Source organism: Enterobacter sp. CM29, assembly GCF_013179605.1.
Classification (GTDB): domain Bacteria; phylum Pseudomonadota; class Gammaproteobacteria; order Enterobacterales; family Enterobacteriaceae; genus Enterobacter; species Enterobacter intestinihominis.
The window spans coordinates 1-17,251 of record NZ_JABMCU010000096.1 but is presented as its reverse complement, the minus strand read 5'-3'; the positions used below and the strand labels follow the sequence as shown (position 1 = coordinate 17,251).

15 protein-coding genes, 1 tRNA gene and 1 pseudogene are annotated in these 17,251 nt (G+C 56.7%); 6 read left to right on the top strand and 11 right to left on the bottom strand.

Going from position 1 to position 17,251, the window contains the following annotated elements:
- Nucleotides 1–486: MFS transporter (locus HP459_RS13315; RefSeq protein WP_171936316.1), on the top strand; the 486-nt coding region annotated here is incomplete at its 5' end.
- Between the two features lie 81 nt (nt 487–567).
- Here the strand turns inward: HP459_RS13315 and citG are convergent.
- From citG to HP459_RS13275, 8 genes are read right to left on the bottom strand one after another with little or no spacing between them, the layout of a single operon-like run.
- Entirely contained in the window at nt 568–1,371 is an 804-nt protein-coding gene (gene citG, locus HP459_RS13310; protein ID WP_171936315.1) for a triphosphoribosyl-dephospho-CoA synthase CitG, read from the bottom strand.
- Nucleotides 1,349–1,888, bottom strand: a complete 540-nt coding sequence (citX, locus tag HP459_RS13305; RefSeq protein ID WP_022649366.1) for a citrate lyase holo-[acyl-carrier protein] synthase — start codon at nt 1,886–1,888, stop codon at nt 1,349–1,351. The genes citG and citX overlap by 23 nt, the downstream gene beginning before the upstream one ends.
- Before the next feature lie 2 nt (nt 1,889–1,890).
- Nucleotides 1,891–3,408, bottom strand: a complete 1,518-nt coding sequence (gene citF, locus HP459_RS13300; RefSeq protein ID WP_023298575.1) for a citrate lyase subunit alpha — start codon at nt 3,406–3,408, stop codon at nt 1,891–1,893.
- Between the two features lie 10 nt (nt 3,409–3,418).
- On the bottom strand, nt 3,419–4,294 hold the full coding sequence (gene citE / locus HP459_RS13295; RefSeq protein ID WP_063150129.1) for a citrate (pro-3S)-lyase subunit beta: 876 nt from the start codon (nt 4,292–4,294) through the stop codon (nt 3,419–3,421).
- Entirely contained in the window at nt 4,291–4,584 is a 294-nt protein-coding gene (gene citD / locus HP459_RS13290; protein ID WP_017382935.1) for a citrate lyase acyl carrier protein, read from the bottom strand. Before citD ends, citE begins: the two co-directional genes overlap by 4 nt.
- A gap of 16 nt (nt 4,585–4,600) precedes the next feature.
- Nucleotides 4,601–5,623: a [citrate (pro-3S)-lyase] ligase gene (citC, locus tag HP459_RS13285; protein ID WP_171936314.1), complete on the bottom strand. Its 1,023-nt coding sequence runs from the start codon at nt 5,621–5,623 to the stop codon at nt 4,601–4,603.
- A gap of 13 nt (nt 5,624–5,636) precedes the next feature.
- A complete protein-coding gene (locus tag HP459_RS13280; protein WP_015571851.1) occupies nt 5,637–6,500 on the bottom strand; it encodes a fumarylacetoacetate hydrolase family protein in 864 nt (287 codons plus the stop codon).
- A 17-nt stretch (nt 6,501–6,517) separates the two neighbouring features.
- Nucleotides 6,518–7,879, bottom strand: a complete 1,362-nt coding sequence (locus HP459_RS13275) for a 2-hydroxycarboxylate transporter family protein (RefSeq protein WP_022649371.1) — start codon at nt 7,877–7,879, stop codon at nt 6,518–6,520.
- Between the two features lie 345 nt (nt 7,880–8,224).
- Between HP459_RS13275 and HP459_RS13270 the strand changes: the two genes are divergently transcribed.
- The gene (locus HP459_RS13270) at nt 8,225–9,862 is read left to right on the top strand and encodes a sensor histidine kinase (protein ID WP_022649372.1); all 1,638 of its coding nucleotides are present in this window, start codon (nt 8,225–8,227) and stop codon (nt 9,860–9,862) included.
- Nucleotides 9,852–10,544 carry a response regulator gene (locus HP459_RS13265; protein ID WP_022649373.1) on the top strand — a complete coding sequence of 231 codons (693 nt, stop codon included), beginning with the start codon at nt 9,852–9,854 and terminating at the stop codon, nt 10,542–10,544. Before HP459_RS13270 ends, HP459_RS13265 begins: the two co-directional genes overlap by 11 nt.
- A 99-nt stretch (nt 10,545–10,643) precedes the next feature.
- On the opposite strand, the gene HP459_RS13260 is transcribed toward HP459_RS13265, so the two are convergent.
- Nucleotides 10,644–12,779, bottom strand: coding sequence for an ornithine decarboxylase (locus HP459_RS13260; RefSeq protein ID WP_171936313.1), 2,136 nt, complete (start codon nt 12,777–12,779; stop codon nt 10,644–10,646).
- A gap of 181 nt (nt 12,780–12,960) precedes the next feature.
- Between HP459_RS13260 and HP459_RS13255 the strand changes: the two genes are divergently transcribed.
- The 3 genes and pseudogenes from HP459_RS13255 to HP459_RS13245 all read left to right on the top strand — a co-directional run bounded on the left by HP459_RS13255 (nt 12,961) and on the right by HP459_RS13245 (nt 15,185).
- On the top strand, nt 12,961–13,674 hold the full coding sequence (locus tag HP459_RS13255; protein ID WP_171936312.1) for a DUF554 family protein: 714 nt from the start codon (nt 12,961–12,963) through the stop codon (nt 13,672–13,674).
- Between the two features lie 95 nt (nt 13,675–13,769).
- Nucleotides 13,770–13,845: transfer RNA gene (locus HP459_RS13250), tRNA-Phe, on the top strand.
- A 521-nt stretch (nt 13,846–14,366) separates the two neighbouring features.
- Nucleotides 14,367–15,185 (top strand): annotated as a pseudogene (locus HP459_RS13245) (DUF4225 domain-containing protein).
- Here HP459_RS13245 and HP459_RS13240 read toward each other — a convergent pair.
- Both HP459_RS13240 and HP459_RS13235 read right to left on the bottom strand, forming a co-directional pair.
- Nucleotides 15,163–15,489 (bottom strand): hypothetical protein, encoded by a 327-nt coding sequence (locus HP459_RS13240; RefSeq protein WP_023298582.1) that lies wholly within the window; start codon nt 15,487–15,489, stop codon nt 15,163–15,165. The pseudogene HP459_RS13245 and the gene HP459_RS13240 sit on opposite strands and share 23 nt — an antisense overlap.
- Before the next feature lie 401 nt (nt 15,490–15,890).
- The coding region (locus HP459_RS13235; RefSeq protein ID WP_171936311.1) for a hybrid sensor histidine kinase/response regulator at nt 15,891–17,251 on the bottom strand (1,361 nt) is incomplete at its 5' end.

Sequence of the window (17,251 nt, the reverse complement as noted above, 5' to 3'; positions counted from 1 at the left end):
TCCATCTCGCAGATCTCTGAGACGCTGTTCATCCTGACCATCCCGTTCTTCCTGAGCCGCTACGGCATCAAGAACGTCATGCTGATCAGTATCGCTGCCTGGATGTTGCGCTTCGGTCTGTTCGCCTACGGCGACCCAAGCGCGTTCGGCACCGTGCTGCTGGTTCTGTCGATGATTGTTTACGGCTGCGCCTTCGACTTCTTCAACATCTCCGGCTCGGTGTTTGTAGAAAAAGAGGTGAAGCCTGAAATCCGCGCCAGTGCGCAGGGCATGTTCCTGATGATGACCAACGGCTTCGGCTGTATTCTGGGCGGCGTGGTGAGCGGTAAAGTGGTTGAGATGTATACCACCAACGGCATCACCAACTGGCAGCCAGTGTGGCTGATCTTCGCCGGGTACTCACTGGTGCTGTTCTTCGCGTTCATCGTGCTGTTCAAGTACAAGCACGTACGCGAACCACACGGTGCGCAGCCGATCGCGCATTGATTGTTGTGCCCGGTGGCGGCTTCGCCTTACCGGGCCTACAAACCGCAAACCGTAGGCCGGGTAAGCGTTAGCGCCACCCGGCTATTTTATTCCAGACAGCACCCACCCCACCGACAGCAAATCCGCGCTGCCGCCCGGACTCAGGTTTCGTTCAATCAACGCGTTATCCATCCTAAGTAACGCATCCTGATCCCAGCCGTTCGCCAGCAGCTCCTGTGCATAATCCTGGACGTAGCGCAGCCCTTCAGTGCCGCCGCGCGAAACGAGATTACTGTCCTGGTTGATGGCCATCAGGCGCAATAACAGGTCATGAAGGGTGTTTCCCTTCCACTGCGCCAGCGCCTTACGCACCGTGCTGAAGCCGCTTTCTGCCTCACCGCGCGCGCCGGTTAAACCGTACTGTTGAAACTGTCGCTCTCCCGCCGTTGCCTGCCCGCAGCGCCCGCCCAGTTCCCGCGCCACCAGCCCACGACAGATGTTACTTACCTCACAACAGAGGCTATCCGCAGAGATATTTTTTACACGTCCGGCGGCGAAGCAGAGCAAACCAAGGGCAAAAATCCCGCCCTTGTGCGTGTTCACCCCGCCCGTGGCGGCGTACATCGCCTGCTCGCAGGCCATCCCCATCGGGCGGATAATCCGCAACTGCTGATCGGCAGGTTTGGCCGCATGTGCTTCACCCAGTTCCGCAAAACGGGCAAACCACGGCGTAATCGCCGCAATGCTGTGGACGAATAAGGTATGGTCCATATCGCGATGTGAGCCGTTATTGAGCCTGTCCACCAGCCCCGGTTTGGGCGTCAGCTCCAGCTCCTGCCACAGCGCCTCTGCGGCAAGCGCAGGGACATCAACCGGGCGCGGTTTAGTCGCGAGCAAACCAGTCATCTATCATCTTCTCCACGCGGGAAACCACCTGCTCAACGGGATGGTGCCGAGAACGGGAACAGGCGTGGGCAGGCTCGTCGCAAATCAGACAGCGCCTGAGGTGTGAACCCAACGACTGACGGCCAACGTGGCCGTTTTCAGGGCAGATCACATCCAGATCCCACAGTCTGCCGAGCGGGTGCGTCTGCTCCAGTTCAGCACAGTGCGCTTTAATTTCCGCCGCCGGATGCGCGACGCACCACAGCGCTTCAGGTCCGGTGGGTAGCCAGAGCACCTGGCGGTCCAGCACCTGCCAGCGGTTTTCCCACAGCAGCTGGTCGCACATCTGTAACGCCACGCCCATGGTATTGCGATAGCGCAGGCTGTCTTTAATTTGCCCGGGCGTGACCAGCGTTAGGGAGATCACCGGTTGTTGATGGTGCGTAAGCCAGTCAGCCTGACGGGCTGCGCGGCGCTCTTTCGCCGCCAGCAGCGCGTCCAGGCTGACCCCCGTCCGCACAGGTGTCGCAATAGTCATATTCACTCCTTTACCTGTCGAACGGTGTCGATCACGCTGCCGTCGCGGTAGCGGATCACCCCGACAATTTTGTCGGTGAACTCAATCGGTTTCGGTACGCCGGTCAGGGAAATCGCCCGCTCATAGAGCGCGTTGATATCTACAACCTTCAGGCCTGCTTCCATGAGTCGTTCGCGGATCTCCGGGCGCGCCGGGTTGACCGCAATACCGTGGTCGGTGACCAGCACGTCAATGCTCTCCCCCGGCGTGAGGCGCGTGGTAACGCGCTTCACAACGGTCGGGATGCGGCTTCGCAGCAGCGGCGCGACCACAATGGTCAGGTTGGCTGCCGACGCCACGTCGCAGTGCCCGCCGGATGCGCCGCGCATCACGCCGTCGGATCCGGTGATGACGTTGACGTTAAAATCGACGTCGATTTCCAGCGCGCTGAGGATCACCACGTCGAGCTGGTCGCAGCTTGCCGCCTTGCTGCCGGGGTTGGCGTAGACGTTGGTGGAGATCTCCACGTGGTTCGGGTTGCGCGCCAGCGAGGCCGCCGCCTGGCCGTCAAAGCACTGGGTGTCGAGCAGCTTTTCGATGAGCCCCTTCTCGTGCAAATCCACCAGGCTGCCGGTGATACCGCCAAGGGCGAAGCGCGCCTTCACGCCGCTGCGCTCCATCTTCTCTTCCATAAAGCGGGTGCAGGCGGTCGCCGCCGCGCCGGAGCCGGTCTGCATCGAGAAACCTGGTTTGAAATAGCCTGAGTGCTCAATCACGTCCGCCGCATAGCGGGCAATCATCAGCTCGCGCGGGTTGCTGGTGACGCGCGCCGCACCGACGCTGATTTTCGCCGGGTCGCCCACGCTCTCCACCTGCACGATGTAGTCCACCTGATCCTGCACCAGGCTGGCGGGCATATTCGGGAACGGCACCAGTTCTTCGGTCAGCAGCACCACCTTACGGGCAAAGTGTGCGTCCACCATGGCGTAACCCAGCGAACCGCAACACGATTTGCCCTGCGTGCCGTTAGCGTTGCCAAACTCATCGCTGCACGGCACGCCGAGAAATGCCACGTCGATATTCAGCTCGCCATCCTGGAGCAGCTTCACGCGCCCGCCGTGGGAGTGAATTTGTACCGGCTCGTCCATCAGCCCGTGGGAGATGGCCTCCGCCAGCCTGCCGCGCATACCGGAGGTGTAAATTCGGGCGATCACGCCGTTTTGAATATGCTCGATCAGCGCGTCGTTGCAGGTCATCAGCGAGCTGGAGGCCAGGGTCAAATTTTTAAAACCCATCCGCGCCAGCAGCGCCACAACGGTGTTGATCACCCGGTCGCCTTCGCGAAAGGCATGGTGGAAAGAGATGGTCATCCCGTCCTGCAAGCCGCTGCGCATGACGGCTTCTTCGAGGGAGGCGCAAAGCTTACGGTTGTGTTTCGCCTCGCTGTCCGCCAGCCACGGCGTCGCGCTGTGGGCGGTATCAAAGGGCTTCAGATCCCGCAGATGGGGGAAATTCACATGGAGAAGTTCTGTCTGATTCATTATGTCATCCTTACCGACGCACGCCGGAGGCCGCCGCGCGCTCCAGCACCACCTGCGCGTGGTTAATAATCGGTGCATCCACCATTTTGCCGTTGAGCGAGACCACGCCCAGGCCGTTACGCTCGCCCTCTTCTGCCGCCTCAATCACCCGTTTTGCGTGCTCCACCTCTTCCTGAGTCGGGGCGTAGGCGTTGTGCAGCAGGTCAATCTGGCGCGGGTTAATCAGCGATTTGCCGTTAAAGCCCATCTTGCGGATCAGATCGACCTCGCGCAGGAACCCGGCTTCGTCGTTAACGTCTGACCACACCACGTCGAAAGCGTCGATGCCCGCAGCGCGGGCGGCGTGCAGCACGGCGCAGCGGGCGTAGAACAGCTCGGTGCCGTCGCCGCGCTCGGTCTGCATGTCCATTACGTAGTCAAAGGCGGCCAGCGCGATGCCGATAAGGCGCGGGGAGCTGCGGGCAATCGCCACGGCGTTGATGACGCCAATGGCCGATTCAATCGCCGCCATCACGCGGGTGGAACCTACTTCACGCCCGCACTCCTGCTCAATGCGCTCGAGGTGGTCCTCCAGCTCGTAGATATCGTCCGGGGTGTCGGTTTTTGGCAGGCGAATCACGTCTACGCCCGCGCGTACGGCGGCCTCCAGATCCAGCAGGCCAAACGGCGTGCTCAGCGGGTTAATACGCACCACGGTTTCGATATCCTGATACATCGGGTGCTGCAACGCGTGGAACACCAGCATGCGTGCGGTGTCTTTCTCGCGCAGGGCCACGGCGTCCTCAAGGTCAAACATGATGGAGTCGGGGCGGTAGATAAAGGCGGTGGAGAGCATGGCGGCATTGGCGCCCGGCAGGAACAGCATACTGCGGCGGAGTTTGCTCATTTCAGCGCCCCCCAGTTGATGGCCTGTTCATCGGCTGCACGCAGAAGCGCGCTTTGCAGGCGGGCGCGGATCACACAGTCCAGCGCCCCTTTGTCTTCAATAATGATTAATCCCTGGTGCACGTTCATGGCGCGCAATGTGTCGTTGACCACCTGGCGTATTTGCTCGCCAAACTGCTTAATCACTTCACTGTGGATGACAATCTCCAGCTCACCGTGAGCGGGGGCGATTTTCACCATCAGGTCGCTGGACTCCTGAGTTCCGGCCAGCGCCTCCCTTACAATATTCATGATAAATTCCTGATAGTTATGCGACTTCCGCACTCGCACGATAATGTGCTTCGAGGTGCGCGAAGGTGGAGTCCGGGACAATCTCCCGGATCCGGGAAAACTGCTGTGTCTTGAGTAAACGGCGTACTTCCGAGGCCGAAATGGCGTTGCCGTTGGCTTTGATGCGCGGCATTTCCACCACGTCGATGTGCGAGGCCAGCAGGTCGTGCAGCGTCTGGTTGTACTGGCGGGTGATATCGCAGAACGGTTCCGAACCAATAAAACGGTGCGTGATGCCCAGCGCCGGGGCGATAAAGTCCCGGAAGATCAGCACGTCGATCTCGCTCCATGCCTGCTGCACTTTGCCGGTCTCCTTCAGGAAGTAGGCCGGAAACGTGGCGCGGGAGATGATGTACTGCGAGCCTTCATGCACCACCACGTTCGGCAGATGCGCCACGCCCGCGCGCACCATCTCAAGGCGCGCGCTGAACGGGAAGAACGAGGCGTCTTCACGCACCACGAACAGATGCAGAGCATCGCACTGCGCCGCCGCCTGCTCCACCAGATGACGGTGACCGAGGGTGAACGGGTTGGCGTTCATCACGATGGCACCAATCTTCTCCCCACACTTGCGGCTAGCGCGCAGGGATCGGCAGTAGCGCACGATCCCTTGCGGAGTGTTCTCCATTAGCACCGCGCTGTTCCCGCTCTGGGCAACCGGCCAGAAACCGCTGCGGCCAAAGCGCTCCTTATTACACGGACGGGTGCAGAGGAAGAGGTGAAAATGGCCGCGCTCCAGCGCCGCATTTTCCACCTCTGCCAGCAGACGCGCGCTGAGGTTTTCCCCACGAAGCTGCTCGTTGACCGCGACGCACTTGATGACGTTGGCAGCAAGCCCGGCGCAACCCACCAGCTGCGCGCCGGACCAGGCTTCAACAAACAGCGTGATGTCGTTGTCCAGGCCAAGGCCGCTGTCTGCCAGCAGGTAGCGGATCTGGCTTAAGCGTTCCGGGTGTTTCGCCACAACGGTATGGCGAAAATCAATGGGTTGCGATTGCATGCTGCCGCCTTACTCAGTGCGCTGCCGCGAGCCCGACGGCTGGCGCTTCCACGATCACGTTGCTCAGATGACCGATATGTTCGATCTCCACCTCAATGCGATCCCCCTCCTTCATAAACAGTGGCGGGTTGCGCTTTTTACCCACCCCGCCAGGCGAGCCGGTGATGATCACGTCGCCCGGGCTGAGACGGGTGAAGGTGCTGATGTACTCGATCAGCTCCGCCACCTTGTGGATCATGCTGCTGGTGTTGTCCTCCTGCACCATGCGGCCGTTCAGCCAGGTGCGGATCGCCAGGCTGTGCGGGTCCGGGATCTCATCCGCCGTCGCCATCCACGGGCCGAACGCCCCGGTCTGCCGCCAGTTTTTCCCGGCGGTGAACCAGGTGTGCTGCCAGTCGCGGGCGGAGCCGTCCATGTAGCAGCTGTAGCCCGCCACGTGGCGCAGGGCGTCGTCGCGGCTGATGTTCTCCCCGCCTTTGCCGATGATCACCGCCAGCTCGCCTTCGTAGTCGAACTCGCTGGAGTGGCGCGGCTTCAGCACCGGCTCGTTGTGGCCGGTCTGTGAATCCGGGAAGCGGACAAACAGGGTCGGGGCCGGGTTATGCTGATCAAACTCCTTGCGCTTGTCGGCATAGTTCATGCCCACGCAGAGAATTTTTTCCGGCTGGACAATCACCGGTAAGAAGGTGATGGCGTTCAGCGGTACATCCACCGCGTCGTTCAGAAAACGGGTGGCCTGCGCCAGCCCGTTCCCCTGCAACAGCGCTTTAAGGTCGCCATAGCGGTCGCCCAGGCGGCGGCCTAAATCAATCACGCCCTCGGCCTGAACGATGCCGTAGCTGCGTTTACCCTGGTATAAAAAGCTTGCGAGTTTCATTGTTCTTTCCTGAAAACTTAAACGAGGAAGTTGCCCAGAATCAGCAGTGAGACAGAGACGTTAATCGCCCCGCCGATACGGGTAGCAATCTGGGCGAATGGCATCAGGCTCATGCGGTTGCCTGCGGTCAGGATCGCCACGTCACCAGTACCGCCCTGCCCGCTCTGACAGCAGGAGACGATGGCGACATCAATCGGGTGCATACCAATCTTTTTGCCAACGAAGAATCCGGTTGCCACCAGCGCGGAAACGGTGCTGATAATCACCAGCAGGTTGCTGACGGTGAACGCCGCCACCAGTTCATGCCATGGGGTAATCGCCACGCCAACGGCGAAGAGAATCGGGTAGGTCACGGAGGTCTGGAAGAATTTGTACACCACCTGGGAACCCTCCAGCAGACGCGGAGAGGCGCCATTACAGAGCTTCACCAGCACCGCCATAAACAGCATGCCGACCGGCGCTGGCAGACCAATCAGCTTGTGGCCGAGCATGCCCAGCATGTACAGCAGCACCGCCAGCAGCGCGCCGGAGGCGATGGTGGTCACATCCGCTTTGCCGGAGAACGCGGGTTGAGAGACGGTGGCATCGGCGTTGGCGCGGTTAGGCATCAGCTGGCCTTCACCGGTCAGGTGCGGGTAGCGTTTCCCGAGCTGGTTGAGGCAACCGGAGATGATGATCGCCGTCAGGCCGCCGAGCATTACCATCGGCAGCACGCGGCCGAGCGCCACGCCCTGATCCATGTGCAGCAGCGTGGCATAGCCGATAGAGAGCGGGATCGCCCCTTCCCCGACGCCGCCCGCCATGATCGGCAGAATGATAAAGAAGAAGATCTGGAACGGCTCGAGGCCCAGCGCCAGTCCAACGCCCATGCCGACAATCATGCCGACGATTTCACCGCACAGCATCGGGAAGAAGATGCGCAGGAAGCCCTGGATCAGCACGGTGCGGTTCATGCTCATGATGCTGCCGACAATAATGCAGCAGATATAAAGGTAGAGAATATTGGTGGATTTATAGAATTTGGTCGTGGACTCGACCACCACGTCCGGCAGCAGGCCGTAATAGACCAGCGCGGAAGGGATAAAGGTGGCACAAATTGCCGCCGCGCCGAGCTTGCCGACAATCGGCAGGCGTTTGCCGAACTCGCCGCAGGCAAAGCCGAAGAAGGCCAGCGTGGCCACCATGACCACGATGTCGCTCGGCAGTTTTCCGCCCAGGCAATCTATCGCAATCAGCGCGCCCGCCAGAACGAACAGTGGCAGAGGAATAATGCCGATTTTCCAGGTATCCATAATATGCCACCAGCGCTCTTTGAGCGATGGCCGCTGAATATCAATCGGGTCGTGGGTAACAGAGAATGAATCGTCAGTTGTGCTCATAATAAGCCCCTTAGTTATTTTGTGCGTCCAGCTTAGAGTCACAAAGGCTTACTTTATGTGAGGAATGGCATATTAAAAGCGAAGTTTTAATGGCCGCTATGGTTTTAATGGTTTCTTTTATTTAATGTGATTTATGCCTTATTTATTGCCGTGGTTTTTATGGTTTCTTTTCTTAACTGAACAAAGAAATAACATTTATTCATTTAGCCTTAAGAGGATAAGACTTTCGGAAAAATCTTTTACAAGCTGCGCTGTGCAAGGGATCACAAGTTTTCGGCAAAGCGGGCATCCTGGCCTTAAAAGATGATATATTCAGCCGACCTGTTGATATCTCGCGTGATAGTTATGAAAGTATCGTTTCAGATCAAGCTGTTTATTTCGCTGGTCGCCTTTTTCTCAGTGCTGTTCGCATTACTGGGCGGATATTATTATGTCGATGTCGGCAGGCAGCTTTATCAGGAAATGAGCGCGCGCGCAAAAATACAGGCCGAAGAAATTGCGCTTATTCCTTCTTTGCGAAAAGAAGTCGAACAAAAGGATATCCAGGGCATCCATGACTTTATGCAGAAAATAGCCGCCCGCAGCGACGCCAGTTTTATTGTGATTGGTGACAATAAAGGGCTGCATCTTTTCCATTCCGTGTTTGCCGACCGGGTAGGCAAAACGCTGGTTGGCGGAGACAACGACGAGGTATTACACGGCAAAAGCACCATCACCATCCGCAAGGGCGGGTTAGGCATTTCGCTGCGCAGCAAAGCGCCCATTTTTAATGATGCCGGGCAGGTGGTAGGGATTGTTTCGGTAGGCTATCTCACAAGCTATCTGGACACCATCACCGTCAGCAAGGTGGTTAATATCCTGATTGCCGCCGTGCTGCTGCTTATCGCCCTGTTTATTTTCTCCTGGTTCTTCACCCGCAGCATCAAGAAGCAGATATTCTCTCTGGAGCCGCGCGAAATCGGCCTGCTGGTGCGTCAGCAAAAGGCGATGATGGAATCCATTTATGAAGGGGTGATTGCCATCGACGACGATCTCCGCATTGAGGTGATTAACCAGGCGGCGCGTAAATTATTAGGCTTACGCCAGCCCGCCCGCGAACTGCGGGGTCAACTCATCAGCCAGGTGATCGCGCCCGTCCCGTTCTTTAACGCGCAAACCATGCTTGCGAAAGACACCCACGATGAGATCTGTCGCTTTAACGATCTCACGGTCATTGCCAGCCGGGTGCGGATCATGCTGGAAGATGCGTTGCAGGGCTGGGTGATCACCTTTCGCGATCGCAACGAGATCGACTCGCTCAGCGCCCAGCTCAGCCAGGTGAAGCGCTATGTTGATAACCTGCGCATTATGCGCCATGAACAGCTGAACCGCATGACCACGCTGTCCGGCCTGCTGCATATGGGCCGTTATGACGAGGCGATCCGCTACATACAGGCGCAGTCGGAACACGCTCAGGAGCTGCTGGACTTTATCTCGTCCCGCTTTAGCTCCCCGACGCTGTGCGGTTTGCTGCTTGGAAAGGCCGCCCGCGCGCGTGAAAAAGGCGTTGAGCTGAGCTTCGATCCGGCCTGCCGGGTGGACAAACCCTTCCTGCCGCTGCTCGAATCGGAACTAGTCTCGATCATCGGGAACTTGCTGGATAACGCCATCGAAGCGACCCAGCGCGCCCCGCTCCCGCATGCCCCGGTAGACGTGCTAATAAAGTTGAACGAGCAGGAACTGATTATTGAAGTCGCCGACCAGGGCGTCGGCATCACACCGGAGATCCGCGACCGGATCTTTGAGCGCGGCATCACTACCAAAACGCGCGGCGATCACGGTATTGGCCTGTATCTGATTGAAAGCTACGTCACGCAGGCTGGCGGTGCAATTGAAGTTGCCGATAACACCCCACGCGGTGCCATTTTCTCACTGTTTATTCCCGCCACGGGAACGGTCCGGCACCCCGTACAGGAACTGGAAGATACCGACTATGCAACATGAACTTATCGACGTACTGATTGTTGAAGACGAGAACGAACTGGCGCAACTGCACGCGGAGCTTATCGGTAAACATCCGCGCCTGAGGCTGGTGGGGATTGCCGCGTCACTGGCCGACGCGCAGGTACAACTGGAGAGCAAACAGCCGAAGCTGATGCTGCTGGATAACTATCTGCCGGACGGCAAAGGCATCACCCTTATCAGCAACCCGATGCTCACCCGCGCCAACTGCTCGGTGATTTTCATCACCGCCGCCAGCGATATGGACACCTGTAGCCAGGCCATTCGTAACGGCGCGTTCGACTACATCCTCAAGCCAGTTTCCTGGAAACGCCTGAGCCAGTCGCTGGAACGTTTTGTGCAGTTTGCCGAACAGCAGCGCGTCTGGAAGATTGTCGACCAGCAGAACGTGGATTCACTCTATCAGCTACAGGCGAAAAATTATCGACTGGACAACGGCAGCAAAGGGATAGAGGAGAACACGCTGGCGCGGGTGCAAACGCTGTTTAACAACAAGGCGGCGCACTGCTTTACGGTGGATGAGGTGGTGAGCGAGACGGGACTGAGTAAAACCACCACCCGGCGCTATCTGGAACACTGCGTGGAGGTGGGTTTTCTGACGGTGGAGATGCTGTACGGGAAGATTGGGCATCCGAGAAGGATGTACCGGCGTAGTGCGACTTAACTCCCCTCACCCCGGCCCTCTCCCCAAAGGGGCGAGGGTGAAAAGACGGCTCCGTGCAATCCCCTCTCCCCTTTGGGGAGAGGGTTAGGGTGAGGGGCCCTACTTTAACACGTACCCATACAGTCGCTTGATCCCGTCGGCATCCTTCTCGCTGTAAACGCCCTGCAACTCTGGCGAGAAACCCGGCAGCATATTAATGCCCTCTTCCAGCGCCAGGAAGTAGCGCTGTACTGCTCCACCCCAGACTTCCCCCGGTACCACGCACAGCACGCCCGGCGGGTATGGCAGCGCACCTTCGGCGGCAATGCGTCCTTCGGCGTCACGAATACGCACCAGTTCGACATTCCCGCGAATGTACTCCTGGTTGGCATCCTGCGGGTTCATCACCACGGCAGGCAGGCTCTCCTGGCGGAACATCGCCTTCTGTAAATCCTTCACGTTAAAGCTGACGTAGAGATCGTGCATCTCCTGGCACAGCTGACGGATCGTATAGTCGCGGTAACGCACCGGGTATTTCTGATAGATGGTCGGCAGCACATCCACGAGCGGCGTATCGTCTTCAATATGCTGTTCAAACTGCCCCAGCATCGCCACCAGCTGCATTAGCTTCTCCGCGCTCTCGGCTGGCGTCAGCAGGAACAGGATGGAGTTGAGATCGCACTTCTCCGGCACAATGCCGTTTTCGCGCAGGTAGTGGGCGAGAATGGTCGCCGGAATGCCGAAATCGGTATAGTGCCCTGTTTCAGCATCAATGCCCGGCGTGGTCAGCAGCAGCTTGCACGGATCGACGAAATACTGCTCGCGGGCATAGCCTTCAAAACCGTGCCATTTTGCACCCGGTTCAAAACTAAAGAAGCGACGCTCGCTGGCGATGGCCTGCGTGGGGTGATCCTGCCATGGCCGCCCCGCCACTACCGGTGGGATAAAGGGTTTGATCATATGGCAGTTAGCGATGATGGCCTTGCGCGCTTCAATGCCCAACTCGACACACTCCGCCCACAGCCTGCGTCCGCTTTCGCCCTCGTGGATCTTGGCGTTCACGTCCAGCGCCGCAAACAGCGGGTAAAACGGGCTGGTGGAGGCATGCAGCATGAACGCGTTGTTCAGCCGCTTGTGCGGGCAGAAGCGCGACTGACCGCGAATATGGTTATCCTTTTTATGGATCTGCGACGTTTGTGAGAACCCGGCCTGCTGCTTGTGGACCGACTGGGTCACGAAAATTCCCGGATCGTTCTCGTTCAGTTCCAGCAGAAGCGGAGACGTTTCCGCCATCATCGGGATAAATTGCTCGTAGCCGACCCAGGCGGAGTCAAAGAGGATGTAGTCGCAAAGGTGACCGATCTTGTCGATCACCTGACGGGCGTTGTAGATCGTGCCGTCGTAGGTGCCGAGCTGAATGATCGCCAGACGGAACGGGCGCGCCTCGGCGGCTTTCTTCGGCGCGACGTCACGGATCAGTTCCCGCAGCCAGGCCTCATCAAAGCAGTGTTCATCAATCCCGCCGATAAAACCAAACGGATTACGGGCTGCCTCAAGATAGACAGGCGTTGCCCCGGCCTGGATCAGCGCCCCATGATGGTTGGACTTATGGTTGTTACGATCGAACAGCACCAGATCGCCACGGGTCAGCAGCGCATTGGTCACCACTTTATTGGCCGCCGACGTGCCGTTCAGCACGAAGTAGGTTTTATCCGCGTTGAACACTTTCGCCGCGAACTTTTGCGCGTGCTTGGCAGAACCTTCGTGGATCAGCAAATCACCGAGCTTCACGTCGGCATTGCACATATCGGCACGAAACACGTTTTCACCGAAGAAGTCGTAAAACTGCCGCCCGGCGGGATGTTTTTTAAAAAAGGCGCCGTGCTGGTGACCCGGACAGGCAAAGGTGCTGTTTCCCATCGCCACATACTGGCTCAGGGTGTCAAAAAAGGGTGGCAGCAGGTTCTCTTCATACCGGCAGGCGGCAGATTCCAGTTCCAGCAATTCTTGTGCTTTACCCGAGATGATCGCCGTGACACCCTCTGGCACCTCTCCTGGCTCTGTTGAGAACATAAATACTGGTAGCTGAAAGCCCGTACGCTTCAGCAACGCAAGAATGCCGCTGTAGCTTTCAACAACCGTAATGACGACTGCCGCCACATCGGTGAAATCGGTGTTATCCAGCATAACCTTTTCGCGATGCGTAGAAACTTTGGATACCAGCTCACGGCTGACGGCAATTTTCATGGTTTTCATAAGCGCAAATACCCTCACCGAACGGTGAGACAGGAAGGAGAAAATTCGCGCAATCATGTCACCTTTTATTTTCAGGTGCAAGAAGGAATCAGTATGCGTTACGCCTCCCAAAGCTAAGCATAATCAGGGACGGACGTGCCATAATCATGCAATGCCAGAGCTTAAATAACAGGAGTTAAACGTGGTGATTGGACCCTTTATCAATGCGGGAGCCGTATTGCTGGGCGGTGTACTTGGGGCAGTATTAAGCCAGCGGTTGCCGGAGCGTATTCGCGTCTCCATGCCCTCCATTTTTGGCCTGGCGTCGTTAGGGATTGGTATCCTTTTAGTGGTGAAATGCGCCAACCTGCCGGTGATGGTACTGGCGACACTGCTCGGCGCGCTGATCGGCGAGTTTTGCTATCTGGAAAAAGGCATTAATCACGCGGTAGGCAAAGCCAAAAATCTGATTGCCCGACCGGGCAAGGCAAAGCACGGCACGCACGAGTCGTTTATTCAGAACTACGTTGCGATCATTATTCTGTTCTGCGCCAGCGGCACGGGGATATTCGGTTCGATGCAGGAAGGGATGACCGGCGATCCCAGCATACTGATTGCGAAAGCGTTTCTGGATTTCTTTACTGCCACCATCTTTGCCACCGCCCTCGGCATCGCCGTGGCGGCGATTTGTGTACCGATGCTGCTTATTCAGCTGGCGCTGGCCACCTGCGCCACGCTGATCCTGCCGCTGACGACGCCTGCGATGATGGCGGACTTTACCGCCGTCGGCGGCCTGCTGCTGCTGGCGACAGGGCTGCGCATCTGTGGCATCAAGATGTTTGCAGTGGTGAACATGCTCCCAGCCCTGCTGCTCGCGATGCCGCTTTCCGCGCTCTGGACGCACTTTTTCGCTTAAGTTTGCGACGAAATGGTGAGAGAGTGTGCAGTCTGCAACGAAAACAACAAATTTCGTTGACGTCGGAGGGCGGATCGGGTTTAATGCGCCCCGTTGCCCGGATAGCTCAGTCGGTAGAGCAGGGGATTGAAAATCCCCGTGTCCTTGGTTCGATTCCGAGTCCGGGCACCACTTATTTATAACCCTCGCTTCGGCGGGGGTTTTTGCTTTCTGAGTCAGCAACTCGTTGTTTGAACAGTAGTTACCGCCCTTATCTCTCCTCCGGCCCCGCTTCCCGGTGGTACAACTGGCGTTGTTTACCGCCTTTACCGCCACACAGAAGCAGAAAAACCTGACCTTCACCGATCTATTTGAGCATTACAAATGCACATATCAATTGGACAGAGCCCGACAGAGCGGCATCACGTATCCGTGATTACCCCCCATCGGCTAACTGTTTTATTAGATTCATCGGTGGTAAATCCATCCGGGACATCCTGAAAAGTGACCTTTCGGCGTTCCGTACACTGCTGGAACAGGCCCTGGCTAACCGCAGTAAAGTAGGCCGAGGAACGAAGCTGTAAAAAGCGACTTCTACTTCAGACACCGTAACCACATTGCTACTATATTGTGTGTGCGTTGGCACGCATGGCTGTCATGGGGGCCTTTATCAGTCTAAGCAGAGGCCGGTAAAGCAATTGAGAGGAACTACAATGGATGCAGCATTACTTAACATGATGCGCTCAGATGGAAGAAATAAAGCCTGGGCGGAAACTATGGTGAATATGGAAGCCAGGAAACTGGTAAATACAGCCAACACTCTGTCGGCTTTTCATCTCAGCGATAGTTTGACTCGAATGAAGTTTGTTCAGGAAATTCGGGACCTCATAGAACATCAGTTTACGTTAGCTCGTCGGGCTAAATCAGATGAAGAATGCATGGAATGCGTTAAAATTCTCAGAGAAGAAAACAGTAACCTGCTGGAACAAGCGCGTTAATTAAGAACGAAGGCAGCGAAGCTTTGCGCTAAAGTCGAGTTTATCCGAGAGAATAACAAAATTGTTGGGTATGTGATCTCGGCTGTTAGTGTTGTCCTGGCCGGTGCTGAAATAGCCGCAGGATTTACCCTCATAGGCACTATGACCCCTCTCGGGGTTCTTGCTGGTGCGATTCTGGTTACTGACGGGACAAACAGCATCAGTAAAGAAGTGGCTCGCTACGCAACTAACAACACTACCAGTGAAGGGCTGGTCGCGAATGCCGCGATGTCTACAGCTGAGTTTATGGGCTTTAGTCGTGAGAATGGGTTAGGTGTCTACAAATCAATTTCACTGGCCGCTAATGCGTACACCATTTTTGGCTTGTTACGGCGACCTGGTACCTGGCGACTGTTTCGTTATCTCCCTGCTGACTATTACCGAAAGGTGAGCACACTGAGCCGCCCGCAGCTTACAATGAAAATAGCGGGTTATGGCGTGAAAGCTAAGATTATTTTTGATCTGTTGTCCGTCAGCGACCCGTCCCAGAATTAGTCAGCATTTTACGATAACGCCAGGATTTGTAGCCAAGTTTTGCTGGCGTTATATACCAGATGAAAGGTAGTACAATCAATAATGTGAGCGCAAGTGTCAGGCTTGTATCCTTGGATGCAAGTAAAAGAGTTAAAGCCAGTATGATGAAGGCAATAATAGTTATCCACTTCATAGCCTTAAAACGATTGGCCAGATCATGAGTTACGCTATCAAACGAACCACCGTAATTTTCAATATTGTTTTTTAACTTTTGAAGATCTCGTTTGCTAAAACCTGATTTTAAAAGTGCCTCTTCGCTGGTCATTCTATTATCCGTCCCATAACTCACTGAAACCTGTGACGAAGTTTAACTTAATTTTGCGGATAAATCGCTACCTGACGATATTCGTCAAATCTATATATATCAACGAGTTGAAGATATCTTAGAGTATACGCTCGAAAACTGACATTATTGCCCACTGCGGAACTTCGCTGGTAGCAACTCTAATGACTCCTTCGGGGCCGTTTCCAACATCTCCCGCCCTGCCCGGTAGAAGCAACATGCAGATCACCACAGGAGGCTGAATCATGCACGATGAAATCATTAATCAGGCCCGCGAAATCCTCCCTCAGCGGCTCAACCATACCGACACATTGGCATCACAGCAGGACACCGCGTACTATCTGGCCCTACAGTGAAGCGCAATGCTGCTATTATCTATTCCCCTATCCACGACACCCTGACCATTGCGTCAGCAGCGCATGCAGTTTAGCCGGCTCCAGAGGCTTGCGAAGCACCAGGTACCCTTCCTGCTCCGCCTCCAGCAGAACCGGTGAATTAAATTCGCCGCTGACTATGGCGCCGCTCATATCCGGCAGACGGTCAAAAAGCGCTTTCAGGATATCGAAGCCGCTTTCGCCGGATCGCAGACGCTGGTCGCACAGCACGGCGAACGGCGTAAAGCCGTCGTCGATGATGGCAAACGCTTCTTCAGCCGAGGCCGCACAGCGTACGTCGATTCCCCAGACGCTCATCAGGCTCTCCCAGGCAGACGTCACCAGCGGGTCGTCATCGACGACCAGGCAGGAACCGTGCAGCGGGGCATAGCGTACCGGCGTGGCGGTGTTGTCAGCGGCGGGCGGGATATCCAGGGCGCTATCTTCGCCAGCATATTGGGTGAAGCGCATCCAGAAGCGTGAGCCTTTACCTTCAATGGATTGCATCCCGTACTTCACCTTCATCAGCTTGGCACAGCGGGCGACTACGGCCAGTCCCAGCCCGTGTCCGGCGCTGTCGATCTTCCATGCCAGCTCGGGGCGGTAGTAAGGTGAGAAGATTTTGCCCTTCTCTTCATCGGCGATACCGACTCCCGTGTCCCACACCTCCACCATACACTCGTCACCGCGCGGTCGGATGGCGACCAGCACCCCGCCCTGGAGCGTGTAACGAAGGGCGTTTTGAATCAGGTTAATCAGGGACTGTCGTACCAGCAGCGAATCGCCCATCACGTAGATACGGCGTTTAGGCCGCCGGATGCACAGCCTAAGCGCGCGGCTGTTGGCCTCTTCGCGAAACAGCGTGATGACCGAGTCGAGCAGAGCACCGATATCCACTTTGGTCGGGACAGAGAGGACATTCCCGGATTCTATTTTGCTGAGATCGAGCAGAGAGTTGAGCATTAAATGTACCGAGCGAACGCTCTGCTGCAGGTCAAGAAGCTGTGGCGTCAGGCTGTCGTCCCGGTTTCGGTGGAGGATGGCTTCGATCAGAAAGCCCATAGCGTGTACGGGCTGGCGCAGATCGTGGCTGGCGGTGGTCAGAAACTGATTTTTATCCAGCAGTGCCTGCTCCGCGTCCTCTTTGGCCTGACGAAACTGTTCCGCCAGGCGTGAGCTTTTTTCCTCAAGCAGTGCCTGCTGAATAAAGAACGCATGGGAAGTTAACGCATGGCGGTAAATTGCGAAGCCGTAAAGCAGATTCAGCATGAGCACGATGAACATCAACTCATCCAGCCGCCAGATAATACCGAGGTTCAGCACCCCCCAGGAGGCGAAGAAAAAGCGCGTAAAGGTGCTGATGACCGGCG

Bases quoted from the DNA above. Each gene is read 5' to 3' on its own strand.
- citG (WP_171936315.1), bottom strand. From the start codon at position 1,371: ATGACTGGTTTGCTCGCGACTAAACCGCGCCCGGTTGATGTCCCTGCG.
- citX (WP_022649366.1), bottom strand. From the start codon at position 1,888: ATGACTATTGCGACACCTGTGCGGACGGGGGTCAGCCTGGACGCGCTG.
- citF (WP_023298575.1), bottom strand. From the start codon at position 3,408: ATGAATCAGACAGAACTTCTCCATGTGAATTTCCCCCATCTGCGGGAT.
- citE (WP_063150129.1), bottom strand. From the start codon at position 4,294: ATGAGCAAACTCCGCCGCAGTATGCTGTTCCTGCCGGGCGCCAATGCC.
- citD (WP_017382935.1), bottom strand. From the start codon at position 4,584: ATGAATATTGTAAGGGAGGCGCTGGCCGGAACTCAGGAGTCCAGCGAC.
- citC (WP_171936314.1), bottom strand. From the start codon at position 5,623: ATGCAATCGCAACCCATTGATTTTCGCCATACCGTTGTGGCGAAACAC.
- HP459_RS13280 (WP_015571851.1), bottom strand. From the start codon at position 6,500: ATGAAACTCGCAAGCTTTTTATACCAGGGTAAACGCAGCTACGGCATC.
- HP459_RS13275 (WP_022649371.1), bottom strand. From the start codon at position 7,879: ATGAGCACAACTGACGATTCATTCTCTGTTACCCACGACCCGATTGAT.
- HP459_RS13270 (WP_022649372.1), top strand. From the start codon at position 8,225: ATGAAAGTATCGTTTCAGATCAAGCTGTTTATTTCGCTGGTCGCCTTT.
- HP459_RS13265 (WP_022649373.1), top strand. From the start codon at position 9,852: ATGCAACATGAACTTATCGACGTACTGATTGTTGAAGACGAGAACGAA.
- HP459_RS13260 (WP_171936313.1), bottom strand. From the start codon at position 12,779: ATGAAAACCATGAAAATTGCCGTCAGCCGTGAGCTGGTATCCAAAGTT.
- HP459_RS13240 (WP_023298582.1), bottom strand. From the start codon at position 15,489: ATGACCAGCGAAGAGGCACTTTTAAAATCAGGTTTTAGCAAACGAGAT.